Origin of the sequence: Rubritalea squalenifaciens DSM 18772 (assembly GCF_900141815.1) — a bacterium.
GTDB lineage: Bacteria > Verrucomicrobiota > Verrucomicrobiia > Verrucomicrobiales > Akkermansiaceae > Rubritalea > Rubritalea squalenifaciens.
In genome coordinates this window covers 847,335-872,639 of the sequence record NZ_FQYR01000003.1, presented here as the reverse complement: position 1 = coordinate 872,639, position 25,305 = coordinate 847,335, and the positions used below count along the sequence as shown (strand labels likewise).

At 48.0% G+C, this 25,305-nt stretch carries 15 protein-coding genes; 3 read left to right on the top strand and 12 right to left on the bottom strand.

The window, feature by feature from the left end:
• Positions 1 to 17: 17 nt before the first annotated feature.
• Together BUB27_RS09060 and BUB27_RS09055 are read left to right on the top strand one after the other, a co-directional pair.
• On the top strand, positions 18 to 1,124 hold the full coding sequence (locus BUB27_RS09060) for a permease (RefSeq protein ID WP_143183486.1): 1,107 nt from the start codon (positions 18 to 20) through the stop codon (positions 1,122 to 1,124).
• Positions 1,121 to 1,924 (top strand): TIGR03943 family putative permease subunit, encoded by an 804-nt coding sequence (locus BUB27_RS09055; RefSeq protein ID WP_143183485.1) that lies wholly within the window; start codon positions 1,121 to 1,123, stop codon positions 1,922 to 1,924. The genes BUB27_RS09060 and BUB27_RS09055 overlap by 4 nt, the downstream gene beginning before the upstream one ends.
• 6 nt (positions 1,925 to 1,930) lie before the next feature.
• Here BUB27_RS09055 and BUB27_RS09050 read toward each other — a convergent pair whose 3' ends face one another.
• From BUB27_RS09050 to BUB27_RS09005, 10 genes are all read right to left on the bottom strand, one after another.
• Complete coding sequence (locus BUB27_RS09050; protein ID WP_159434886.1) at positions 1,931 to 2,503, bottom strand: carbohydrate binding domain-containing protein; 573 nt, start codon at positions 2,501 to 2,503, stop codon at positions 1,931 to 1,933.
• A 72-nt stretch (positions 2,504 to 2,575) separates the two neighbouring features.
• The gene (locus BUB27_RS09045; RefSeq protein ID WP_143183483.1) at positions 2,576 to 3,496 is read right to left on the bottom strand and encodes a hypothetical protein; all 921 of its coding nucleotides are present in this window, start codon (positions 3,494 to 3,496) and stop codon (positions 2,576 to 2,578) included.
• 33 nt (positions 3,497 to 3,529) lie between these two features.
• Positions 3,530 to 7,168 (bottom strand): PilW family protein, encoded by a 3,639-nt coding sequence (locus tag BUB27_RS09040; RefSeq protein ID WP_143183482.1) that lies wholly within the window; start codon positions 7,166 to 7,168, stop codon positions 3,530 to 3,532.
• A gap of 315 nt (positions 7,169 to 7,483) precedes the next feature.
• A complete protein-coding gene (locus tag BUB27_RS09035) occupies positions 7,484 to 9,922 on the bottom strand; it encodes a glycoside hydrolase family 94 protein (RefSeq protein ID WP_143183481.1) in 2,439 nt (812 codons plus the stop codon).
• Positions 9,923 to 10,205: 283 nt separating this feature from the next.
• Entirely contained in the window at positions 10,206 to 12,635 is a 2,430-nt protein-coding gene (locus tag BUB27_RS09030) for a glycoside hydrolase family 94 protein (RefSeq protein ID WP_143183480.1), read from the bottom strand.
• A 52-nt stretch (positions 12,636 to 12,687) separates the two neighbouring features.
• Complete coding sequence (locus BUB27_RS09025) at positions 12,688 to 14,295, bottom strand: sulfatase family protein (RefSeq protein WP_143183479.1); 1,608 nt, start codon at positions 14,293 to 14,295, stop codon at positions 12,688 to 12,690.
• 145 nt (positions 14,296 to 14,440) lie between these two features.
• On the bottom strand, positions 14,441 to 15,988 hold the full coding sequence (locus tag BUB27_RS09020; protein WP_143183478.1) for a sulfatase: 1,548 nt from the start codon (positions 15,986 to 15,988) through the stop codon (positions 14,441 to 14,443).
• A gap of 20 nt (positions 15,989 to 16,008) precedes the next feature.
• A complete protein-coding gene (locus BUB27_RS09015) occupies positions 16,009 to 17,553 on the bottom strand; it encodes a sulfatase (protein WP_143183477.1) in 1,545 nt (514 codons plus the stop codon).
• Between the two features lie 11 nt (positions 17,554 to 17,564).
• Positions 17,565 to 19,013, bottom strand: a complete 1,449-nt coding sequence (locus BUB27_RS09010) for a sulfatase (protein WP_143183476.1) — start codon at positions 19,011 to 19,013, stop codon at positions 17,565 to 17,567.
• Between the two features lie 4 nt (positions 19,014 to 19,017).
• Positions 19,018 to 21,324, bottom strand: coding sequence for a GH39 family glycosyl hydrolase (locus BUB27_RS09005; RefSeq protein ID WP_143183475.1), 2,307 nt, complete (start codon positions 21,322 to 21,324; stop codon positions 19,018 to 19,020).
• 180 nt (positions 21,325 to 21,504) lie between these two features.
• Here BUB27_RS09005 and BUB27_RS09000 point away from each other — a divergent pair, with 180 nt between their 5' ends.
• Positions 21,505 to 22,680 (top strand): AraC family transcriptional regulator, encoded by a 1,176-nt coding sequence (locus tag BUB27_RS09000; protein WP_143183474.1) that lies wholly within the window; start codon positions 21,505 to 21,507, stop codon positions 22,678 to 22,680.
• Positions 22,681 to 22,704: 24 nt separating this feature from the next.
• Here the strand turns inward: BUB27_RS09000 and BUB27_RS08995 are convergent, their stop codons facing one another.
• The gene (locus BUB27_RS08995) at positions 22,705 to 24,144 is read right to left on the bottom strand and encodes an MFS transporter (protein ID WP_159434885.1); all 1,440 of its coding nucleotides are present in this window, start codon (positions 24,142 to 24,144) and stop codon (positions 22,705 to 22,707) included.
• Positions 24,145 to 24,324: 180 nt separating this feature from the next.
• A complete protein-coding gene (locus BUB27_RS08990; protein WP_143183472.1) occupies positions 24,325 to 25,125 on the bottom strand; it encodes a PEP-CTERM sorting domain-containing protein in 801 nt (266 codons plus the stop codon).
• Positions 25,126 to 25,305 lie beyond the last annotated feature (180 nt).

Genomic DNA, 25,305 nt, shown 5'->3' with positions numbered 1-25,305 from the left:
CTAAGGATCCGATTATAATGGAGAGCTTTTCACATAGTACTTTCGCTTATTATTTCCTCAGTCTCTTGATGGAGGGAGCTCCCTTCATTCTCTTAGGGACACTCATCAGTGGCTTCATTGATGTCTATATGCCATCAGGAATGCTTGAGAAATTACTGCCGAAGAAAAGACTTCCTGCGGTTTTGGTATGTGGACTCTTGGGGGTAATATTACCGGTTTGTGAGTGTGCCGTGGTGCCGGTGATTCGCCGCTTGGTCGCCAAGGGACTTCCCGTGTCCTGTGCGTTTACCTATATGCTTGCAGCTCCCATTGTAAATCCTGTGACTATTCTGAGTACCTGGAGTGCATTCAGTGATCAGCAGGCTCTCTACATGACGCTCTCTCGTATTGGCATGGGTTACCTGATTGCTGTCTTGGTGGGCGTGATCGTGATGTTCGTGCCGATTGAGAAGATCCTCAAAAAATCATTACTCAAGACGGTCTCCAAAGCTTCCAAGGAAGATTCTCATGGTGAATCTTCTGAGTGTTGTGGCGGGCATAACCACCATCATCACGACCACTCTGAGCATGCATGCTGTGGTTCTGATCATGCCCATGACAAATGTAGTCACGACCATCATGAAAACTGTGGCCACGACCACCACGATCATGCTGATAAGCACCGCATAGTTGCAGCCATGCGAAGTGGTATGAAGGACTTCGTAGACGTGGCTGTCTATTTCACCATTGGTGTCTGTCTTACCTCGATGTTTAACATCATGCAGGTAGACTACAGTAAGCAGATTGATAGCTTTGCCGGAGATCCAGTCAAAGGCACGGGACTACTCATGGTGCTAGCATTCGTACTCAGCGTGTGCAGTACATCTGATGCGTTTTTGGCAGCTTCTCTGGGTAAATTCAGTTATGCCTCAAAAATGGCTTTCATGGTCTTTGGCCCCATGCTGGATGTAAAACTGCTCTTCCTTTACCAGACCGTGATGAGGAAGAAGTTCTTGGCGGTGTTTGCAATCTCCTTGTTTATCATAGTCGGAGCGATATGTCTGCTTTGGGCACAATGGGATGGCCTATTTGAGTGGTGTCGTAGCCTGGAAGCATCTATCTTGAGTGAAGGAGGTAGCCGATGAGTTGGAAGGTTTTACAGCGGATATTCTTCTCCCTCTGTGTGATTCTCTGGGGGGCAGTGATGCTTTATTTCTATGTGGGACCCAATCTAGGGAAGTATCTGGATCCCAAGTTTCATTTCACCGTTTTGGTTGGGGGCTTGGCCTGTTGTGTACTAGGGGCATTCAATTTGCTGATGTGCCGCAAGGAAACATCCTGCGGCCATGGTGGTGACTGCGGTCATGATCATGAGGAAACGGATCTCAACCCGATCGTGGCCTTGTTGATTCTCTTGGTGCCCATTTTGGCGTCCCTTAACTGGACTGAGCACAAGATCGATGAACGTATCACTGACAAGAAGTCTGCAATGGATGTAGATCCTGCATCCATGCGCTATCTTGCTGATCTTCCTCCGTTCACTAGAGAGACTCTGGATGATACTCGGGACAAGTCAGCCGATGGCTTCTACCAGATGAACTTGCTGGAGTTATTCTACTCAGCAGGCGATCCGGACCTGGAGCGCGTGTTCACAGGGCTAAACTTTGAAACTGAGGCGATTCTCAGAGACGAACCTAATCGCAACGAGAGTGGCAAGCGTATGCGCCTATATCGGATGTTTATGACTTGCTGTGCAGCAGACATGAAAGCGATCCCAATCTCTATCGAATTTGATGGAGAGCTTCCTCAGATTGAAAAAAATAGTTGGGTCAAAGTAGGGGGAGAGATGTACTATGAACGCTTGGATGGCGTCGTCTATCCAGTCCTAAAAGTAAGGCGGATCGAGGAAATCGAACCGCCCTTTGAGGAGCAAATGTACAAGTAAACGAGTTTATTTGCTGACCTTCTCTATCTTCACAGATTTAAGACTGAAGTTGCCACCCATGCCACCGAGGTTGAAGATGATCTGTGTTGGGGCAATGCCTGGATCCTTCTCGTAGGTTCTCCATTTTTCCTTCGCTTTGCTCATCTTGAAACCTTTCTCGAATACCTCACTGTTATCCGTCTTGTAGATGGTTTTAAAGGTGAATTCGAAATGCTTCCATTCAGGGCCGAGTTCCTTGAGCATGCGTGGCTTGAGGTGGTTGTAATTTGACTTGTCTTGGAGAGGGCATGCAAAGCCAGGACGCCCGACAGCCATGGTGACTTTGCCCGTCATTTTGTCGCCAACTTTTGCATCAAAGCTGACGGTGTATTCTGTGTTTTCCTCCAGATCGATGTACTGGGAGAGGGTGACATACTTGGGGGATGTCTCCTTTATGTTCTCAAAGTGAATGGCATTGCCTTTCACTTTACTCTCCAGTTCTTGCCCATATTTCTTGGTAACACCAACTTGCCAGTGCTCGAGTCTCTTGCTCTTGAAATCACCGTTCTGAACAATTTCTTTGCCATTCAGGACAGTCATAGAAATTGAACTGATAGCAACGCACAATAGGGATTGTTTGATTGTATTTAGCTTCATGAGTCGTGCTGGGTATTAAGAGTCGATGGTAGTGCGGATGTACTTAGCTCCCTTTCTGGATTCCTTCGGAGTCACAGAGTAGACCAAAAAGAGTACCTTGCTATCAGGTTTGATACGGAAATATCCGTCTATAAATGGTAGTAGTTCTTTGGTGTCCTCGTCTCTTAATGAACGCTGACTTACCATCATAACATGAGCTACTTTCTTCCCGTTTGGTTCGTGGGTGATACGTCCCCTTACTTTAGCTAAAGCCTTCTTTGTGTCGTCGATCTTGCAGCCGATGATTTGGTCGTCGCTCGTGTTAATCACAATCAAACTGCCATTCTTCGTGTTGGTGAGATCATGAGCAGAGACTATTGGATCAATCCATTTCTTGATCTTGAGAGGCTTAGTGATCGTGAGTAGAAGATGACGGTCTCCCTCGGGTAGTGGGATGCTGGTCATGCGCTTGTATTTTGGTTCACTGTCACCTGGAGCAGGAGGAAGCATCGTATAGAGGTTGAGCATATCACTGGTATAGGGAACCTCGATAGGTGGAGACACCGAATTGTATGCACATACAATCTGCTCATACTTACCTTCCATAGTTTTGACAAAAACTCTGTTCGGCGGGATTTCATCCGATGGATCTGTGAGCACCTGAAACTCAGTTTTTCCTCCGGCCGCTTTTGCGTTATTAATCTCTTGGCCTTCTTTGGTCTGAGCATTGGCTTGAGTCGTACCTTCACCTGCTGCGACAGGGGCTTTAGCCTCTGGTCTTTCAGGCTTTTTCCTGACATTGCCGAATCTGGCTAGTTTGACAGGGCCTACCGTTGCTATCTGCAGTTTTAGAGTCCTGGGTTTCTCCTCCGGCTGAACACTGTCTGCAGAAGTGGGGGCAGCTAACACACTAGAAGTGAAGCAGCCTAACGCAATGAGCTTTAAAATAATATTCATGGTCTTGAAATTGAATGCTTTAACCGTGTGAGCTTAAATCTCTTCATTGGGTAGCCAGCGGAAGGATACGATTTTAAACTTCCTTCCAAAATCTTTTCTACCACTTTGAGGCGGTAATGGATCTAGACCATCAGTAGCTTCATCAGGGTTAACGGGAATGGTCGTTCTCTGGACCACAGCTTCGCAATAGGCCTTGCTGAGGATCCGTCCTGAGGAGTCGCGGGCATCGCCATATGCGCGAATGACGAAGGTGTCAGAGCGTGCTCGTATGACGGATCCTATTTGTTGAAGTACATCAGATGCCATGAGATACCCTGGAGCACCTGTAGCCTCAGATCTGGTGGCTGTCACTGCTGAGCTTTCTTGTGGACCTTGTCTATTGGTTACAAAAGCGGTGTAGGACTGTGGCTTTGGAGTCCTCGTAGGGCCGCCCCAATACTCAGCACCATACTCGTAATCATTGGCTGCGGTGTCATCAGATGGTAAGTTGTATTCCTGGTTAAACTTGTTATCGAGACGTACGTTGATTGGTGAGTGATCGATGGCAGTTTGAATTGCACCAGAACGTGCGATTTTCATATCGTTACTTTGTGAACTAAGTCGACGGTTTACGAAATCTGCGAGAGAAAGATATGGACCGCGACGTTTGTTTTCGCGCACAATGTTCTCAGCTAATTTAGTGATCTGGTCGTCGGTCAATGCACGATAGCCGTTCCAAAGTTCACTCTTTTGGTAGGCATTGTTGAATAATCTGACACTATTACTTGGGCCTCCATCAGCTGGCACATACAAACGGCTGAAGACGTAATCTGTTTCGTATTTATCTCCATTACGCTGAGGCATCTCAATGTCTCGGAAGGACATCAGAAGTGCTTTCCAAGCTTTTACACTCAGGGAATTCACGTTGAATCCACCATCAATCAGTAAGCTTGATGCAGACCTATTGAAGTCAGCTGTCTCAGCAAACGTCCCACTCTCAGGGTTATCTGGGTTGAAGGTCATGCGTGGGTTCGGTAGTGGCTTATCTTCCGGCCATTTGTCCCCACTCCATCCTCCTGAACCTTGAGAGTAGGGGAGTCCAGAAAGGAAGAAGCGATCCCACAGTGAATGGTTTAACTCATAGGAGAGGTCGGTTGTTAGAACATTACCTGAAGATTCATTTAACTGCGTGAAGTAGTTATTGCTGTTATTGATTAGGGTGGAGAGTGTTGTCTGCTTTTCTGATTCCTCCTCAGCAGCTGTGAGAGCGTTTTTATCAATGGGGATATTGACTGGAGCTAATGAGTTGCCGATGGGGTAGGTGGGTTGCCACCAATATCTCGAAACTTGAGCATGAGATAAGCTCGCTAGCGAAACGATTGGGATTTCTTTGTGCGGTAGCTCAAACAAGGGATAAGTACTGAAGGCATTGGCTGTGTCAGCTGACTGAAATACTGCCGTGCGATAGTTTCCGTTCGGCGCTAGAGACGGCATGACTTGGGAGTCTATCCAGTCAGGAGCCTGACGTGTCTGGGACAGAATTCCATAGCTGTAAAGGTGAGCTCTTGCACCGCTGGTTCCCGTGCTGACTTGAGTATACCGTTGTCCCATCATGTTGTCACGTAGCCAGCGGAAGTGGTTAGGTGATCTCACGTTAGAGTGCGCGAGAGGAGCTGCATACCAAGGTTCATTCAGGGCTTCACCGAAGGATCTATTGGAAAAGTCCTCGTTCATCCAGCGAAGACGACCACCCAAGTGTACCAGAGTTTCAGGTCCAGCTTGCACGGCATTACTGATATCTGTGTACTGGGTAGGCGGTGTATAGACTGGACCCCATCGCCCATTGTTCCCCCTACTGAAATTATCAAAGCGCATCGCTGAAACTTCGGGGTATCTACTCGAAGCAAAATCAGTCACTTTAGGGCTGCCACCTCCATCGTCCAAATAAAGTAAGGCCGATTGGGTCTCATTACTGCCGTGCCACCAAATTTCCTGAGGGTAACTGTAGCTGACCTTATTCATGCTGACGTTGTTAGGGAGGGCTCTTCCCCATTGGCCGTCGAGCTGCATCTCAGCCATGAAACAGAACTTGTCGGCAGGGTCAGCTGATGCCGATAAGATGTTACCTTTGAAGTTGTTGTCGAGTTGCATAGGCATGGCCTTACCTGCAACCATTGATCCAGAAGGCTCGGCTGTGAACACAAGAGCCTCACCTGGTTCCAATTCTGTCGGCTCCAAGTAGAAAACAGGCCTTCTGTTTCTATTGTAACTAAAGTTATAGTTAAGCCTTGCTGTGGAAGTTTTGATGGAATTGGGAGAGCTCGGGTCAGGGTAGCGGATCTTCATTTGGATATCTTTATCGAAATGAAAATAGACGTAGTAACCTTTGGCCTTCAGTTTCACATTGTAGGGATTCCATAAAACAACTCTGGGGTAGAAGAGGGTCACCGGCTTGCGGTTGTTGAAAGTATGTCTCATGTACACCATCGCCTCAGTCATCACTGGGGTGATTTGTTGCTCCCTCACGCCTCCTAGACGCGGACGGCTACTGACTAGTTCAGGAAGCTGTACATCGATGGAGCGATTACCGAGTGAACCAGATACTTCGTCAGACAAGTCATACCAGGATTTTAAAGCTGAAAATCTAGGCGAAACTTTGTCCCTGTAGGCGATATCATTAATAATGGGTTCAAGACCAGAGATGGCTTCCTTTCTGGCGCCTAAGGCTGGTTGGTTGCCGTTTTCAAGATAAGCTGTGAGGTCTTGCTGCAAACCTCCATCAACCTGGTTTACAAGGAGTGAATACGAGTAGGACGTGATGTCATGATAGGTGCTGGGCGCGTCTTGATCTTCAGAGAGAGCGAGCTCAATAGTCTTCGTGCTGACTATTTTATCGATATTGTCCTGAGACAAGTCTCCATAGTTTTCCCACAAATCCTGAAGGTTGAAATCCGTTGGAGTATACAGTCTGGTGTAACCTCCGTCACCTGGATTGGATAAGTTTGGGTTTTTCTCTTCATAGATCTTATCTAAGTTTATCTTGGCTTTGGTATTCTCGTCTGAAACCCAGAATGCATAGGTGCCTTGTTTGTTTTTATCGGTATCGATATTAACGAGCGGCACTTTGACATCATTCAAACCGCTCGCCTCATTTTTATCGCGAGCTATTACGAGGTAATCTTTATTTTCATCTCCAGGGATTTCCTCCTCTGGATTTTCAATTTTACCACTAACAAGCCAAGCGAGGCATTGCTCCTCAGGTTTGGTATTTTCCTCTACGCGAACATCAGTAAGTATACCTTCATTTTCTCTAATAATGCCTGTATTGGGCTCATCTTCTTTCAAGCCATCCGTTCTCCATACACCGATGTAGTGTGGATTATTGACTCCTTCGGCTACCTCCGTCCATGGATTCTGGTCAAGTATGGCAGCGCTAGCTGTGGTGCGCTGGTCTGGGCCTACGAACTCCTGTAATTGTCCCAGAGCAGTCATGAGTGCCAGACGGGCATTGGATCTTGCCCGTGCTAGATCTGCATCCTGATTAGAACTTCTGCTTTCAAGCCCTGAGAGTGAAATGACACCAAGTGACACTATCAAGAGGAGTGTCATGATCATAATGGAAGAGACGAGTGCGAAACCTTTTTCAGGTGTAGAGAGGTTGCGCCCAGTGGAGTAGTAGCTGTCTCGCTTCATGGATTTTATGGTGTTTAGGTGAGAATGCAGAGTTGGCATGGCTACTGCTAAGACATCTGTAAGAGCGCTCACATAGTGATTCTTGAGCTAACTCCCGATTTCCCAGCAATTCATCTTAATGATGAATGCCACTTACTATAAACGCATGTGCCATGCATCTAAGCAACATTGCTTAGGTGTTAGTTCGCGTGGTTGATTTGTGAATTTGCGTACAAAAAATTGCATGCACATTGTATAGTCATTTATAGAAACAAAAAAACTGAAGCCAACAGTACTTGGCTTCAGTTTGTACAAAGAGGACTTGTCTTGTAGGACTTAGGCTGGAAGCGCCTCAGCGACCGCTTGGCCGAGGTATACTTGGACTGTGACTTCAGTACCAGCTTTGGCAAAAGGTAGGATGCTACCCTCTAGTTTAGTACCATCAACAAGGATGGTTTGCTTGGATGAGTCATCTTTTTTGCAGTTATGGATGCTGATATGATAAGTTGCCCCGCGGAAATGGCGTGTGACTTGGCACTTGTCCCATGTTGATGGGAGGCATGGGTTAACCTCAAGTCCATGATGAGTAGGTCGAACTCCCAAGATGTATTGAGTGGCTGCTTGATAGGTCCAGGACGAGGTGCCTGACAGCCAGCTATTCCTGCCGAGCCCGAACTGAGGGTGCTCATCGCCTAGGATGTTCTGAGCAAAACAGTACGGCTCAACTTGATAGCCATCAATGTCCTCGTTCTTCGTGGCTGGATTAATCTGGCAGAAATACTTGTACGCACGATCACCGTTGCCAATTTTCGTGTTCGCAATCATGACCCATGGGTTGGAATGGAGGAAAATACCGCCATTTTCCTTAGCTCCTGGAGGATAGGTGGAAACACCGCCTAGTTTTGGATCAAAGCCATCATAACCCGGGGTACTCAGTTTGATGCCATACTTGGTATTGAGATGTTCTTCTACAGAGTCGAGAGCGATATGTGCGCGTTCTCTGGTACAGAAGCCAGCAATAACAGGCCAAGATTGAGCATTGGTGTAGATCTTGCCATGAGAGTTCTGTTTGGAACCGATTGGTTCACCATCTTCAGTATAGTATCGGCGATACCATTCACCGTCCCATCCTTGCTCATTGACCACAGTTTTTATATCTTCGTGGTCCTGCTGATACTTCTCAACAAGATCGAAGTTTCCAAGATGCTTTTGCAGTTCGATAAACTCCAGTAGACCAGCCCCATAAAGAGAAGCTACCATGAGGCTTTCCGCATCACCTGGTAAGTTCACAGTGTCGTTCCAGTCAGCAAATCCAAGGAGAGGGATGCCGTGCTGACCGACGTTGTTCTTTGTATATTCCAGAGCTCTTGTTAGGTGGTCCATGACAGAGCCTTTGGATCTCATTTCTACCGGAAGCTTCTTGTCATAGTAAGTGATTTCCTCGTCGAGGAATGCATAGTCACCAGTCTCTCTCAAGTAAGCACACACGGAGAGTACAGCCCAGAGGTGGTCATCACCATAAGTGGTCTTATGGCCCTCTTCGCGTGAATCGCCTTCATTGGCTTCCATGCTGGCAGGATAGAACTGGTGCATTGCCGAACCGTCCTCTCTCTGCGTATAGAGAAGTTTGCGGAGCAAGTTCTTGGCTTCGTGAGGAATACTGGCGAGAACGCCCATGATGTCCTGCGAACTGTCTCTGAACCCAAGTCCTCTAGCTCCAAGACCAAGCTGGTACAGAGAAAGGTAACGTGACCAGTTGAAGGTCGTCTGACATTGACGCGGGTTGTGCACGTTCACCATTGCGTCAAACTCTGGGTCCGGAGTTGTGCATTGATAATTGCTCAAATACTTGTCCCAGTATTGAGCCTGTTCTTTGAAAGCACGGTGTACGCGATCCAATGATCTGAATTCTCTAACACAGTCTGCGTATTCTTCTCTAAGAGCCTGTCCAGTGAGAATGACAGCCCGCTCAGATGCTTCAGGATCAAGTTTGCCTAATTTGATGAGAAGCGCTCCGATGTTGTCACCGCGGAGAGCTTCGTAGTTTGATAGCTCGTCCTCTTGCAGCGCCTTTGGATTAGCCCACGTACCAAGACCGTCACAACCAAGGAAGTTCTTCCGGTCAGATTCAAACGAGCTAACCGGTTTGTTTGAGGTGAAAAAGTTGACTTTGCTATCACGACGCATGAAGGCGTACTGGAGCAATGTAAGCAGGCCATTGTCTTCTTTGATGGCCTCGCTGGTCATTGTCTGAGGTACCCAGTCAGCATTGGTAAACTGCTTAAGCGCTTCAAAGTGGCTGTATTCAATGACTGGAATTAGGTCCACTTCGACAGCTTCATTCCTGTGATTAGTCACGGTGATATCACGTACTTCCAGGCAGGAATTCGTGGGGACGAAGATGGTGGCTTTTACTTCAATACCTGCCACTTGAGTGACAAATTTTTGATAGGAAAGTCCCACGCGGCATTCGAACTTTTCCATCTTGTTCAAGCATGGAACAAAGAACGGAGAATACACTTCATAGCCTGTTGTTGACTTGACTCGTAGATAGAGCGTGGTGCCTTTGAAATCCGTATCAGGTAGCTGCGGGATGTATTTGGAAATCCTGTTCAGACTGGGGTCACCAGCGCAGAGTAGTGCACCTCCAGTGTTATCAATCAAACCTCCAAAATCAATGGTGCCGAGGTAGTTCGTCCACTTGACTGGTGTGGTCGGAGACGTGATGACGTACTCTCGCGTATCGTTGCTAAAATATCCGTATTGTTGTTTCATATGCAAGTAGTCTGATCGTGATAGAATAGTGATGATCTCCGACTACTTTGCGGAGCTTTGTATGACTGATCAAGTAGGTGAGGGTGTGATTGTTCAGTGTTTGTGTGTCTGAATGCGCCCATTTGTTATATTTTATAAGTGTCCTAGATAGAGGTTTCTATGGTTTTGTGGTCGTGCAGATTATGCAAACCAGGGGTAAATTATACCCTCATCCCGAATTGTCAGGATGAGGGTATATGCTCACGCATTACGCACTCAGGTAATGAACTTTGTTTGGTAGCTGTTAGTAGGTCGCCAGTACGGAGAGAGTTTTTTCCGGTTGAGGGGTAATCACGTTAGAATGTGTGACCTCGCCATCTACTATAATACTCGGTGAGGCTCCACTAGCAGCAGGTTGAAGGGTAATCTTGTAGGTGCATCCTCTGAAGACACGCTCGATTTGCACCTTGCCCATGTCGGCTGGCAGACTAGGATCAATGATCAGCCCCTCGTAACCAGGACGGATACCCAGAATATGCTGTGTGATTGCAACATAGTTCCAGGCTGCAGTTCCAGTGAGCCAAGAATTCTTTGCTTCACCGTGACGCGCGGCGGCTTTACCAGCAATCATTTGAGCATAGACGTAAGGTTCCTGGCCGTGTACTTCGCTGACATCCTCGCGGAATGCAGGGGCAATACGTTTGTAGTAATCGTAGGCCTTCTCTCCATTACCAAGCATGGCTTCAGCAATCATGATCCATGGGTTGTTGTGGCAGAAGATGCCTCCGTTCTCTTTGTAGCCAGGAGGGTAGGAGGAAACTTCTCCAAGGTTCAGGTGGTAGTCAGCATAGGGTGGATGTTGAAGTACTAGTCCGTGAGCTGTACCCAGATGTTTCTCCGTGGCGTCCAAGGCTTTTCTAGCAAACCCGTCCTGATGTCCGCAACCGGCCATCACGCACCAACCTTGTGACTCGATGTAGATCTTTCCATCTTCGCACTCAGGACTTCCCACCTTGTTACCGAAATAATCATACGCACGAAGGAACCATTCAGGCTCACGGCCGTGTACGTCGATCGTCTCTACCATTTTGGCTGCTGCAGCATCTACGGACTCAGCTTTGTCTTCCTTGCCTAGTGTTCTGAGGATTTCTGCATATTCCTTGGCCGCATAGACAAAGAGACCAGCAATCATAAGTGATTCCGCAGTGCGACCTTCCTGATTAGCTGTCGTCTGGAATGACTCGCCAGGTTCTGACGAGAAACAGTTCAGGTTGAGACAGTCATTCCAGTCTGCACGACCAATCAGAGGTAAGCCATGAGGGCCGAGATTATTCAGGGTGAATGTGAAGGATCTGTCTAGGTGGTCGAGTAGTGGAGCTGCTAGAGAGGATTCATTTTCAAAGTCGACCTTTTCATCAAGGATCTCAATATCTCCTGTTTCTCTGATGTAGCCGCCAACTCCGAGGATTAGCCAGAGTGGATCATCATTGAAGTTACCTCCGATATCCGCATTGCCTCTTTTGGTAAGCGGTTGGTATTGATGGTAGGCTCCTCCGTCTAAGAGCTGGGTGGAGGCGATATCGATGATTCGTTCGCGAGCACGCTCTGGGACTTGATGCACAAATCCCAACAGATCTTGATTGGAATCGCGAAAGCCCATGCCTCGGCCTACTCCGGATTCGTAGTAGGAAGCGGAGCGCGACATGTTGAAGGTAACCATGCATTGGTATGGGTTCCAGATGTTTACCATACGGTCCAATCGTTCATCGCCTGATTTGATGAGGTATGGGGCCAGTAGCTTGTTCCACTCGCTCTGGATTTCGGCCATGGCTTGCTCCACAGATTCAGGGGTGCTGAAGCGTTTGATAGAGCTGTGGGCGACCTCTTTGTTGATGATGCCCGGTGATTGCCATTTCTTTTCTGGCTCATTCTCAGCGTATCCAAGGACAAATACGAGGGTTTTGGATTCACCCGGCTCCAGGGTGACATCAATCTGATGGGATGCCACTGGGGACCAGCCTGATGCAATCTGCTTGTCGAGTTCACCCGTTTCAACGGCTTCTGGTTTCTCAAGAGATCCATAGGTGCCGGTGAATGCGAAACGGTCAGTCGTGTAGGCTGTAGCAGCCTCATTGACATGATAGTAGGCGTAGTGATTACGTCGCTCTCTGTATTCTGTCTTGTGATAGATGGTTGAACCCTCTACTTCGACTTCACCAATATTGAGATTTCGCTGGAAGTTCCGGTCATCCTCTGAGGCGTCCCAAAGGCAGAATTCTACAAATGAAAACAGTGATAGTTGGCGTACAGTGTTACCACTATTCGTGATCTTGACCTGATGTAGTTCTAGTGTTTCTCCCTTAGGAACTGTGTAGAGCACTTCAGTCTCTATGGAGGAGTAGCTGGCAGCGATTTTAGTATACCCAAGGCCATGGCGGCATTCATATTTATCAAGCTCCTTACGGACAGGCTGCCAGGTGGCTGACCAGTATTCTCCACTAGCTTGATCCTTGATATAAAAGTACCTACCGTTAGAATCGAGAGGAATGTTATTGTATCGGTAGCGGGTGAGTCTTCTTAGCTTGGCATCTCTGTAGAAGCAGTAACCACCGCCAGTGTTAGAAATGATACCGAAGAAGGAATCAACACCGAGATAGTTGATCCATGGTTTAGGTGTGTCAGGGCGCGTGATGACGTACTCGCGTTGCGAGTCGTCGAAATATCCGTATTTCATAAACGTAGTCCAGTAGTCTGTGAGGTGAGTGGGGGGCTGGAAGTAGCAGGGCTTATTCGGCGGTAAATTCGCCAAAGGACCCTGGCATCTTTTTCAAGTGGTCGGAGAGGAGCTGCTTCATTTCTGCAAGCTTGGCAGCATGTTCAGGATCCTTGGCTAGGTTCTTTTGCTCATTGGGATCATTGGCCAGATTGTAAAGTTGGTCTTTGTCATGGAATGCTGGGTACTTATCGATGGACATGTGCTCGGCATCTCCTCCGCCAGGGATCGTCTGAACATGGGAGAATGGGGTAGTAGGGTCAGTCGTGTAGACCGGCCTTTCCCTGCGCTTTTGGTTGTTATTGAAGCGCTCAAGGATGCGCTTTCTCTTCGCCAATGGCATGTTTTCAATGCTGGCAGGGTAGCGGAGGGCAATATACTTGTAGTCACCTTTAATAATCCCTCTAACAAAACCTAGTTCGAAGAACAGTGCATCATGAACATCTGTAGTTTTATTCTCTAGGAGCGGGAGGAAGGAGACACCGTCAAAATCGACATCAGCATAATCGGCCCCAGCAATGTCGAGCAAAGTCGGTGCGAAGTCGATGTTCGATACTTTAACTTTGGTGCGTGAGCCTACAGGGAATCCACCTGGTCGTGAGATGAACGCTTCTGAATGTACTCCGCCTTGGTAGATCGTTCCTTTGGCCTTCTGACCATGGTCGTTGAAATACAGAATGACAGTGTTTTCGAGCTCTCCAGTTTGCTCCAGCTTCTTGACAAGTGTACCCACCATGTCATCGAGCCAAAGCAGGTTTGCTCTGGAGTTGTCTTTGATTCCCGCTTCTCTGAGTCTAGCTGGGATCGTTTCGCGTGCCGGCATTACATTCAACGGCTTGTCGAGCATGCCCTCGGCAGTGATTCTGGGATCGGCATTCCAAGAGCGTGATTCTTCGCCTGGACCATGTGGAATCGTGACAGCACAATAGAGGAAAAATGGTCGATCATCTTCCGAGTCTAAAAAGTCGAGAGCACCTTTGGCGATCCAGTCTAAATTGTGCGAGGCGAGAGCTTTGACGCCGATGAAGTCCGGGTTGTCGTAATAAAGACTGGCACCATAGTCGAAACCAGCCTCATGAATGGCTTTGATTTGTTTTTCGTTGTTACGCTTGAGTACTGCCAGCATTTCTGGGTCATCAGCCTTGGCAAGCCACTTAGGCTTTTCCATGCCTTTTACCTCAACCACATGATTCTTGCCGACGATGCCAGTGCGGTATCCTGACTTTTGAAGTAGTTTAGGCAGAGTTGGCATTCCCTCAGTGATGAAGGTGTTCCACTCCACGGAGGTCTGTCCACCAAGTTCATTTTGCCTGCTAAGAAAGGCCTCAGCCTTGCTGCGGCTCGGGTAGAGGCCTGTCAGGGAGGAGAAGCGACTCGGTGTGCAAACAGGCGATGTGACGTATTGTTGATCGAGGATGGTTGCTTGGGCCGCTAGGGCATCCGTGTGCGGGGTGAGGTTTTTTCCTTTGCCTTCAGGCATCCAGTTCATGTGATGTTTGAATTGGTCATCAGTGATCAGGAAGAGGATATTAGGTCGCTTTTTTTCAGGCTCTTCCGCCTGAGCTATCATAGGCAGCCCCAGAAAGGTGACCGCTAAGATGAGATAAAGTCGTCTGAACATATTCAAAGTTGGGTTGTGATAGAGTGTGAGTCTTTAGCATTGGAATTCCTGCCCGTGATTAGAAGGATTAACGAATGCTATTACTCATATTCATGTTGTGCATATGCGCACAGTGTGAGTAGCCCTGTCCGTGTGTGTTTACTGTCTAGTTTGACTGAGCTGCGATTTTCCGTGCTTGCTCCCTAAGGTGCTGATCCATGCGCTTACGGAATGTTTCCATCCGCTCAGCTTGAGAGGGGGCCTTGGCTAAATTCTTGGTTTCAAGTGGATCTGTATCGTAATCGTACAGTTCTTCATCCATCACATCGCGTAGCGTTGCGAATGGTATCATGGGCTCTTTGTTATCTACCCATACTGTATAGCGATAGCGCTTGTCTCGCATGGTATAGCCCATGCCTTTCCAACGTGGGTAACTGCTGATAGCCACATCTCTCAAGTCTTTCTCTTGGCCCTGTAGTATGGGGCTGAGGTCGATTCCGTCTGTGTTGGCTATCATCTCGACACCCGCAAGGCCGCACAGGGTAGGAAAGATGTCGATAAGTTCCGTAGGGGAATCTGTCCGGTGTCCGGATGTTACGCCAGGGCCACTGAAGATGAGTGGTGTGCGTGTCGCCTGTTCGTAGTTGGTGTGTTTGCACCAGATTCCGTGGTCTCCAAGATGCCATCCATGGTCTCCCCACAGAACAATGATGGTATTTTTTTTCAAACCTCTTGCTTGTAGTCCATCTAACAAAACTCCGATCTGGGCATCAGTATAGGATGTGCATGCGTAATAGCCATGGACGAGTTCGCGCTGCTTAGTCTCAGCTAGGTCGCCCTCTGCTGGAATATCAGCGTAGTTTCTTAGTTCCCCCCAGCTGCTAAGGGCATAAGCTGGTGCTCCACCCGGAGCCTTGGTGTACTTAGGCATCGGGACTTCTTCGCGTTTGTACATGTCCCAGTATTTTTTAGGAGCGGCGAAGGGAAGGTGTGGCTTCTTGAAACCCACTGCTACGAAGAAGGGAGCCTCATTTTTACTTAACGTATCAATGTATTTCAGAGTCTCTAGAGCGAGAGCACCGTCAGCATAGGCTGCATCCGGAATATCCAAGCACTCAGTAGATGGATTCAGTTGGTTAGACTTTAGTGCTTTCACCATTTGTCCATAGCGGAGAGTTTGTTTGTTTTTCTCACGCAGGTTCTTGAAAAGTTCCTGCTGAGCAGGTCCTTGGTAATGAAGTGCAGGTGGGCTGAAACCTTCAGCATAGGGAAGGCTGTCTGTAGCTGTTGTGAGATCCCAGGCACGTTTCTCCAGGGCTCCATCAGATTTTCCTCCATGGAATAGTTTACCTGAACCCGCGGTAGAGTAGCCATGCTTTTTGAGATGCTCAGGCAAAGTGATTACCCATGGAGAGACTGCTAAGAAGTCAGTCTTGAGGTCGTGAACTTTGGTGCGGTCGGGCCTCAGTGACGAAAAGACGGAGCAGCGGGATGGACCACAGACTGCCTGATTCGCATGGGCATTGGTGAAGACGACACCCTGAGCGGCTAGTTTATCAATATTCGGTGTAATCGCATACTTGTCACCATAGCTGCCGAGCGTCGGTTTCAAGTCATCAACACAGATGAATAGAATATTCGGCTTGTCCGCAGCTGTAGCAGACATGGTAGCTGCTACCACCAGCGACAAAGTTTTGTAAATTGTTTTGAGCATACTCTGCTTCAGGGTTCTGGTTACTTTGGCTCTTGTGAGATGCGCTTCTGTTGTTCACTGAGGAATTCGTTGGTATAGTCTCGGAATTTCTTCAGGACTTCAGCTTGCGCTGGATCTGCAGCGAGGTTCTTGGTTTCCAGAGGATCCGTTTGGTAGTCGTAAAGTTCCTCATCTACCTTGCTGTTGATACTATCTACAGGTGTGCCGCCTTGATTCATCTTACACCACACAACATAACGATATCGGGTACCGCGCAGTCCATAGCCCATTCGCTTACCCCGTCCAAACTGACTCACGGCATAGTCCCGGATAGCTTTTTCTTTCCCTTCAAGCACAGGCACCAAAGACCTTCCGTCTAAGTTCGCCGGTGCTGGCGTGGATGATAGTTCGCAGAGTGTCGGGTAAATATCGATGAACTCAACGGGGGAAGCGTTCGTTCCCTTAGTTTTTATTGATGGGACCGAAATGAATAGTGGAGAACGTGTGGCTTGCTCATAATTGGTATGTTTACACCAAATCCCGTGATCGCCTAGATGCCAGCCGTGATCTCCCCAGAGAACAATCACAGTCTTGTCAGTCAATGATTGCTTATCGAGTTCATCCAAAAGTAAACCGAGCTGTGTGTCGATGTACGACACGCAGGCGTAGTATCCGTGGATCAGCTCGCGCTGAAGGTCTTCAGGAATGTCTCCCTCCGCAGGAATTCCAGCGTAGCTGCGTAATTCGTTCGAGTCATGGTAGGCGTACTCTGGTGAATCGGAGGCTTTCTTCTGGAATTCAGCCAAAGGTAGAGATTCACGCTCATAGAGATCCCAGTATTTCTTAGGGGCAATGAAAGGAAGGTGTGGTTTCTTGAAGCCGACCGCGACAAAGAATGGCTTGTCCTTGCCTGATAACTCGCGAATGAGCTCGACTCCATGGCGAGCAATCGCGCCATCTGAGTAGGCATCGTCTGCCACATCTTCAGCTTCAGTGACGCGGTGTAGTTCTTGGGCTTCTAGCTTTTTTCTGGTGGGGCCATAGCCCTTGGTGCCGCTGGCTTCGATTTTTTCCAGAGCTTCGTGTTGCTGTTTACCTTGATAGGTACCGAGTACAGGTTCTGGAAAATCACTGTTGTATTTCAGATTGTGTAAAATGAATGGGCGCGACCAGGATGGTGCATCGGATTTTTTGTCGACAGATCTAGGGTCATAAATTTTACCCACACCAGCGGTCGTGTAGCCATTATTCTTCAGTTGTTCCGGTAGGGTGACGACCCAAGGGGTGACCTCGCGAGTTTTCGTTTTGAGGTCGTGTACTTTGGTTCGATCTGGTCTCAGGCCAGTCAATAAGCTAGCGCGAGAGGGTCCACAGACAGCCTGATTGCAGTGACTGTTTGTGAAAACGATACTACGCTCTGCTAGACGATCAAAGTTGGGAGTTTTTGCGATAGGGTCACCGTAGCAGCTGAGGAGCGGTTTAAGGTCATCCACAGCAATGAACAGAATGTTCGGGCGATCTGCAGCCAGGGCGGGAGATGCGATGAGAAGACTTATGGATGATAGTTTAAGGAATTTTTTGATCATGGTTTTGATTGTTAGTTTTTTGAGCTTTCTTTTCCGTAGCGCTGCTTTGTCTTGTATTGCTTCTTGTATTTGCTCAGTTCCACAGCCATCTGCTGAAATTTATCTTTGTTAGAATGTGAGAGGTCATTCTTTTCACCTGGGTCTTCTTTCAGGTTATAGAGCTCGGTTTGTCCAGTTTCGTGAACTTGAAAAATTTTCCAATCGCCGACGATTAGAGCCGATGCAGCATGATCTCCTGTCTGTGTAGGTCTACCTAGTGGAGAGTGGAAAAAGAGTGGGCTGCGTTGCTCATCCTTACCGAGTAGGGCGGGAACATAGGAACCGCCGTCAATATCAACATCTTTAGGTTTGGTGATGCCCGCAATATCGAGGATAGACTGATAATGGTCTGCACCAAGCGTTTGCTGGTTGGATTTGGAGCTTGGTTTCACCTTGCCGGGCCACACGACAATGTGAGGGACACGTACACCCCCTTCATAAAGCCAACCTTTCCCGCAACGGTAGGGGAGATTCGTGGTGGCAATCGGGCGTTTGTTATCTTTCGAACGTGTTGATAGGCCGCCGTGATCTGAGGTGAAGACGATTACGGTGTTGTCAGCAATACCGAGTTCATCGAGTCTGGCCCTGATTTTGCCAACTCCTCTATCCATATGCTCAATCATGGCTGCGTAGGTAGGGTTATTCTGGACGGTCTTTGAGGAGCCGTTACCGACAGTGACGAAGTCCTTGTCATTTCTGCCTTCAGTGACTTCCAGGCCCATTTTGGCGATCTTCTTGCTGTATTTCTGAACAGTAGGTTCTGGCGCTTCTAGAGGCGTATGAACAGCATAGTGGGCTAGAACGAGGGCAAATGGCTGCTCTTGGTTTTTCTCGATGAAATCCAGAGCTTCCTCAGTAAGCCTGTCGGTGAGGTACTCATCTTTGGTCCCTTGAACATGGAGAAACTTCTCCTTACCGTGACCTGGGGTTCGGCTTTCGTGGAAAGGGTAGAAGTAGGATGGAGGTGCGCCAGCAGAATTGGCAATGCGGCTATCGGTAAAACCTTGTTTGTCTGGTTCACCGCCTTTCTTACCCAAGTGCCATTTGCCTATGTAACCAGTGGAGTAGCCGGCACCTTTGAGCAATTCCCCCCAGGTTACACGCGAGAAGGGAAGCGTGTGTTTGGATGCTTTGCGATCCTCAAACCCCGGTACACCGTCATGGCCTGGAATTCTGCCGCTGAAGATGGAATAACGGGAAGGTACACAGCGCGGATGCGATGCGTACGCGTTATTGAAAATCATGCCGTCTTTGACTAGCTGGTCAATGTTAGGCGTTTCGTAGACTTGGCTGCCGGTACAAGAGAGATCCATATAGCCGAGGTCATCGGCAAGAATGAATAGTATGTTGGGCTTCTCCTTGCCTTGAAGCGAAGAAGATATCAATAAAGCGATGACTGTTAGTATGGCTTTTATTTGCATTAGATTAGCTGTTGTTTCTTGTGATAAATCCTAGGTCATCAATGTAGATGCTTCCCTCTAGTTTAACGGGCGACTTGACCAAATAGATGAGAGAGTAGGCATGGGACATGGCTTTGAGCATATCCGGGTCATTGGTGATTGCTTCGATAATTGAGGGCTGACCTTCTTTGTTGCTCAAATCCCTGAGCGGAATCTCTTTGAGTAACATCCAGTGATTGGTTTCACTTTGCATCACGATTTGCAGAGTTGCACCGGGAGGAGCATTTTTGAGACTGTCTGAGACTTGAACCCAGGAGGTGACCCCGGCGATGCTTGATTTGTTAAAATCCACCTTGAGGGGATTGATTTGGAGCAAGTAGTTCTGTTTGTTTCGTGGCTGGATATGGTCTAGCTTGATCTCAAGTACATCTTCATTGCGCCGAGCTTCAGATCGGTTGTGCAATGATTGGAAGTGACTCTTCATCGCTTCTACTTGACCCTTGTCAGGGTATGTCCAGAGAACCTTTTTCGCTACTTTGACGTCTTGGATCAAAATTGATTTGGTAGTGCTGGTCTCACCACAGGTGAGTGTGATCTTGGCTACGCCAGGGCCTGTCGGGATAAGAGTGATTTGGCTAGCTGGTTGGTCCATTTTGATCTTGGCTTGGGAAGCCTTCAGTGGACCCTGGATGTTAATATGAACTGTTTGCTCTTCACCGAGAAATGGCAGCTGGGAGTCTTCTGATTTTAAGAGGAGAAGTGTCTCCAAATTTAAATCAGAAGGATGATTGGAGGGAAGTAGGATGTCAGGAGTGGCTGAGGTAGTAGCTGCTGATATCTTGTTACTGCTGGTGCCAAGATTTACGACAGTGGCTGAGAGGGGGGAGAGGGTAAGAGATACACTAGTTCCCTGTGCTTCGACGCTCTTATCCTGAGGTCGCACACTCCAGACAGGGGCTTGCTTGTATGGATCCCACACATAGTTTCGATAGGATATTTCTGTGCTACTTGCTGAATCGAAGCTGTTTCCTTTGGTGTGGATGATAGTGGGGACGTAGTTTTCTCGCGATTGATTGATGAGTAGAAGAGCTGGCTTGCCGTCCTTCATCGTGGCGTAGCAAATGACATCTCTGGATCCAGTAAGCTCTGATCTTACCAGCTGTTTCCCTAGCTTGTTAGACCACAGCCAGAATGCCCAGTAGGCGCCTCTCGGGAGCTGGAGGCTTTCTGGATCGAATAGACCATGGCCACCGTGGTCGGTGGTCGAAAAAACATCCCACTGGTTTGCGAAATCGACTCGGTTGGCAAACATCTCGCCTATGAACTTGGCTGACCATAGCGCGCTGATGATGTTACAGGTGTTGTCCGTTTCGTGTACTTGAATGTGCCACTCAGTAATACCTATCTCGATCTCATCGGCGCGTTTAGGTTGATACTCTCTAATCCAAGCTCTCGTTTTCTCCACAGCGCCAGACAATCTGGACGCTTGGTCCATGATGGCAGAAAGTTCTTTTGTGCGTCCGTCGACGGGATAAGTGTGAAAGGAAATAAAGTCGACTTGTTCTCCTGCAGTTTTGAGTAGCTCTTCGACGTAGGGAATAGAATCACTTGCGCTAGTAGGACCGCCGATTTTGATGGTGGGGTCAACCGCCTTCATGGCTTTGGCGAACTCCAGGTAAATCTGTGCATACTTCTTAGCGTCCATCTTAGAGCCATCTGGTCGGGTGTTGCCTGCTTCCCAGGACCCTTCCAGCTCGTTTCCAATCTCCCAGTATTTTACATTAAACTGATTGGTGATATTTGCCCAACGCACCCATTCAGCGGCTAGCTTGGCTGAGCCTGTACCAGCATTGACGGTTACAATACCATCCGTTCCTTGCTTTTGGATAAACTGATGGAGTGAGAGGACATCCGTGTTTCCGTGGAAGTCGTGTAGCGTGTTGTCGTGATTGATCCGAAATCCAGGTTTGTATTCAGAGAAGTCAATCTGCCATCCTTGGGGGCCCGCCTTATGCTGATTAAAGCCATCGCTTGTTCGTACGCCATTACCATTCCAGAAATATTCATCTGACCAGGAACCCCCAGGTATACGGATGATGCCAGGTTTCCAGTTCTTGAAATCGCCGTTGACTGCGAGTTCGCCTAGCTGGTCGTTTGTGTACCATAGTCCGATATTTGTGCCCAATAGTCTGTTAGGAACTGTCTTGGCAATTACTTCGTCAGGGTAGACGGTGATAGTGGCAGCCTTCTTTTCAGCTGTAGCGAAAGTTGAGAATAGAGTGCTTGCTACCAGAGCAGTAAGAAATGGAATGCTGTTGTGAGTTTTTGGCATGAGTGTGTCTGTTGTCTATGAACCCAGTAATGTTTGTAGGGGGAGAAATTGTGATAGCATCTCAGTCTAGCTCACATCAATAGGCTGGGTAGTGTATACTTTAGTGCTTTTTATCAACTATGTCATGAAAAAGCGCCCAAAATTCTTGATGCCTAAACTATAACAGATTAGACTTCAGTTATGGCTCCATCAAACAAGGACACTAATGGGAATTACCGTACAATCCTAGTAGCTTTTGATTGGTACGATAGCCGGATTTACAAAGGCATTGCTCAATACTGTGCGGAGCACAATTGGCACTTATCTCCGTATCTATTCTCTGATCGAACGATTCCTGAAAACTGGAGCGGTGATGGAGTGATTACATGTTATGGCGATACTCTAGCGGATTTTATCTTATCATTAGATATGCCCAAGGTGGATATCACGCTGAGAGATATACCACAGACTATCCCTCGAGTTGTCGTGGATAATGATCAAATCGGCCGCAGAGCTGCGAATCACTTTCTTAAGAGGGGCTACAAAAATTTCGCCTACTTTTCGTGGGCTGATGTCTCCATCAACCAGATACGTAAATCATCCTTTCTGGAAACATTGAGGCAGGCTGGAGTGAGTGACGATGCCATCCATGTACTCAAGCAACCTGATGCTGAAGTGATCCATGACTGGAAGTTGTATATTGATAATATCACCAACCAAATTAAACAGTTGCCGCGGCCCATTGGTGTATTTACGGGTCAAGACAACTTGGGAGTGAGTACTATCGAGGCTTGTGTGAATGCGGGCATTTCCGTGCCTGATGAGGTGGCGGTATTGGGGGTTGATAATATCGACTTTCTCTGTGAGTGCTCGGTGGTTCCACTGTCTTCAATCGATACGAATCTGGTGGAGTTGGGGTATATGGCGGCGAAGCAATTAGGTAGGCTGTTAGATGGTGAGATCGATGAGAATGAGCCTGTGCTCACAATACCAGTCAAAGGTGTCATCGATAGACGTAGTACTGAAATGCTCGCTGTTGAGCATCCTGCGGTTGCCAAGGCATTGGCTATCATGCGCAGAGACTTCAAGAATGGACTCGTCCTGGACGATGTGTATGAGCATTCGGGCTTCTCCAAGCGTGGTCTGGAGAAAGCTTTTAAGCGGCATTTAAAAGATTCGCCAGCATCAATCCTACGTAAAATTCGTTTGGACTACGCTAAGAATCAACTGTCTCAGACAGATACCAAGATTGAAGCGATTGCTGTAGAATGTGGCTACAGTAACAGCTCCAATCTGAGTCATGCCTTTAAACGGGAGATAGGGATGTCTCCTCAGGAATATCGTAATGAGTACCGGTCACCTCTGTTCAAGGACTGAACTGATTAGTCGTTAGATAAAATGCTAGTCGATATATCCGCGCCTTTCTTCAAGTTTGGTGCGGATTTCTTCTGATTTCGCTTTGGTGAGTTGGAAGCGAAGCAGGAATACTAGAGCTACGAGCAGTCCGGCAATCGGTATGGCTGCTAAGAATATCCGCATCATCACGAGTGTATTCTCAGCTTGATTGCCGCCAAGGGCTTCATCAAAGCCAATCCACTTCAAGATGAAACCAGGGGCGCCAATACCAATGGCGAGACCAATTTTCATGAAGAAGGATCCGCAGGCCGTGAATGCACCCTCACGCCTTTTGCCGGTTTCTAATTCATCATAGTCGATCACGTCAGCACCGATAGCGCCGTAGAGCATCCAGAAGCCAGCCATGGTAAAGGCATTGAAGCCTGACGTGATCAGTTGCAGATATGGGTAGTTGGGGTTGTAGAGGAACCATGTTGATGCGTAAGCGATGATAGAGAGAAAGAGGACGAGAATCATTGCGCTTCGCTTGCCAGCCATGTGTGCAATCTTTGAGAAAAAGGGGATGCCGGCAAAGCCAACGAGTACCATGGAAGCGCCCATCGCGAGGTTCCATTTACCCCCTAAAGCCCAGTCACCTCCGCAGACATAGAAGACAGTGGTGTAGAAACCGAGTGTGCCAATCATGCTGGTACAGGTGCCGTAGGTGACGGCCATTGCGAGCTGTGTTCTGAAAGGCTTACACTTCAGGGCTCCGGAATAGGCTTCAATGATGCCCACTTTATTTGAAGGCTTTCGAGTCACGTTGGCGTAGTAACGCTCCTTGGTGCCAAAGAAAACTGAGCATCCTGAAAGAATCATCAAGGTGCCAATGATGGTCCCAAAAATTTTTGATCCCCAGAGAATGTCACCATTGAAAATCGAGAGGGTGATGAAGGCTGCTGCTCCAAAGTTTCCAATCTCTGCTAACTTCTGAAATCCTCCACGGTATGCGAAGACTGACGTTCGCTCTTCGTAGTCGGGAGTCATCTCCGCGCCCAGACTTTGATAGGGCATGTTGAAGCAACTGACTAAGGTGATTAATATTCCGGAACTCAGCAGGAGGTACCAGAAATAGACCTTTTCGTGCCAGTCCGGTTGGATAAGCCAGAAAAAGGCCATCATGCCGATGCCTGAGAGTACTGAACCCACTAGGATAAATGGTCGGCGTCGCCCCCATTTGGTTCGCGCATTATCTGAGGCCCAGCCAAACAGAGGATCCGAGATGGCATCGAACAGACGGTTGAACATCAGGGCGATACTGATCAGGTGGGTGGCGACTCCCAAGTAGGCATTGAAAACGGGCCAAACAATACCAGGTAACAGCCAATTTCCCCAAGCGTCATTGGATGACCCTACGCCATAGGCAATTTTTTCCTTCTTGCTCAGTTTGCCGGAATGGGGATCTGTTCGTGGTTTTTCAGAGGTAGCCACATATGGATCTTCCATGACTTCATTCGGTGAGGACATTAACTAAATTGGGATACAGTGTGTGATAGATTACCCTCAAATGCTTCAAGTCGTCAAAAGAAGATCACTTGTTCTGATCTGAGGGTGTAAAAAACGGTGGACGCAGATCACGCCCACCGTTTCTGATGAAACACAAATTGATTGTGTATGAGCGAAAGCTTAGCGGCGGCGACGCAGGATAAATCCAAGACCAGCCAGGCCGATGAGAGCGGTGGAGGAGGGCTCTGGGATCGCTTCAAGCTGGATGTAGTCTACAGACATGCTGTCCGTGCTAGACCATCCACCTTGGTCTCCTTCAATGGATAGAATGATTTCACCAATGCTGTTGAGGCCTGTGCCGTCAGCAATGAGTGTGTTGAAACCACTGCCTGTGTCATATGAAGTAGTGAAAGTACCATCATCGAGGTTTCCTTCAACTCGTACAACCAAAGTGCTGCCTGAGAGACCAATAGTGCTCTGGGCGGCAGTGCCACTAACTGTTCCGTTCGTAGCGTGGCGTACTCTTACATTGTTGTCAGCTCCTGTTAAGGCTGTGATCAGGTTAATCTGGTTGCCAGCACCATCATCGATCTTAAGAGTGAACCCTTCTTGCCCGGCAATAGCGTCGGCTCCTGCTGTGTCATTGAGGTCCCAGTTAGAGAGGCTATATTCAAAAGTATAGGCTCCTGTTGTGACGCTGCTGGAGAATGTAGCTTTGCGAGTGTAGTCAGATGAAATAGTAGAACTACCTGCATCGGTATTGGCTCCGAGAACAAGGTTACCTGTGCCGTCTGTAGCTCCTTCGCCAGGCTGGCCGGCAAGGTTGAAATTCCACGCGGTTCCTACAGATCCTGTGTTGGAGACATTGGCTAGCCCGGTTCCAGCTGAGTCGTCAAAGTTCCATTGCTCGAGCATGACTGCGGCATGAGCAGAAGCTGCAAGGATGGATGTTGTCGTACATGTGATAAGGAGTTTCTTCATAATTTGTGGTTGGGTATGAAATACTCCTATCCTTATCTATGAATCTGATTCGGGTGGGAAGTTAGTGCTGCTGTCAAAAATTGAACAAATGATGTTTATAAGCGCCCTTGATGCCTATTTACGCGGCCAAATGAAAAAAAGCCCAGAGATAAGCTCTCTGGGCTTTGGTAGATTCGTTTA

What these genes read in the sequence shown, in the direction of transcription:
- BUB27_RS09060 (WP_143183486.1), top strand. Translation starts at nt 18, where the DNA reads ATGGAGAGCTTTTCACATAGTACTTTCGCTTATTATTTCCTCAGTCTC.
- BUB27_RS09055 (WP_143183485.1), top strand. Translation starts at nt 1,121, where the DNA reads ATGAGTTGGAAGGTTTTACAGCGGATATTCTTCTCCCTCTGTGTGATT.
- BUB27_RS09050 (WP_159434886.1), bottom strand. Translation starts at nt 2,503, where the DNA reads ATGACTGTCCTGAATGGCAAAGAAATTGTTCAGAACGGTGATTTCAAG.
- BUB27_RS09045 (WP_143183483.1), bottom strand. Translation starts at nt 3,496, where the DNA reads ATGAATATTATTTTAAAGCTCATTGCGTTAGGCTGCTTCACTTCTAGT.
- BUB27_RS09040 (WP_143183482.1), bottom strand. Translation starts at nt 7,168, where the DNA reads ATGAAGCGAGACAGCTACTACTCCACTGGGCGCAACCTCTCTACACCT.
- BUB27_RS09035 (WP_143183481.1), bottom strand. Translation starts at nt 9,922, where the DNA reads ATGAAACAACAATACGGATATTTTAGCAACGATACGCGAGAGTACGTC.
- BUB27_RS09030 (WP_143183480.1), bottom strand. Translation starts at nt 12,635, where the DNA reads ATGAAATACGGATATTTCGACGACTCGCAACGCGAGTACGTCATCACG.
- BUB27_RS09025 (WP_143183479.1), bottom strand. Translation starts at nt 14,295, where the DNA reads ATGTTCAGACGACTTTATCTCATCTTAGCGGTCACCTTTCTGGGGCTG.
- BUB27_RS09020 (WP_143183478.1), bottom strand. Translation starts at nt 15,988, where the DNA reads ATGCTCAAAACAATTTACAAAACTTTGTCGCTGGTGGTAGCAGCTACC.
- BUB27_RS09015 (WP_143183477.1), bottom strand. Translation starts at nt 17,553, where the DNA reads ATGATCAAAAAATTCCTTAAACTATCATCCATAAGTCTTCTCATCGCA.
- BUB27_RS09010 (WP_143183476.1), bottom strand. Translation starts at nt 19,013, where the DNA reads ATGCAAATAAAAGCCATACTAACAGTCATCGCTTTATTGATATCTTCT.
- BUB27_RS09005 (WP_143183475.1), bottom strand. Translation starts at nt 21,324, where the DNA reads ATGCCAAAAACTCACAACAGCATTCCATTTCTTACTGCTCTGGTAGCA.
- BUB27_RS09000 (WP_143183474.1), top strand. Translation starts at nt 21,505, where the DNA reads ATGGCTCCATCAAACAAGGACACTAATGGGAATTACCGTACAATCCTA.
- BUB27_RS08995 (WP_159434885.1), bottom strand. Translation starts at nt 24,144, where the DNA reads ATGGAAGATCCATATGTGGCTACCTCTGAAAAACCACGAACAGATCCC.
- BUB27_RS08990 (WP_143183472.1), bottom strand. Translation starts at nt 25,125, where the DNA reads ATGAAGAAACTCCTTATCACATGTACGACAACATCCATCCTTGCAGCT.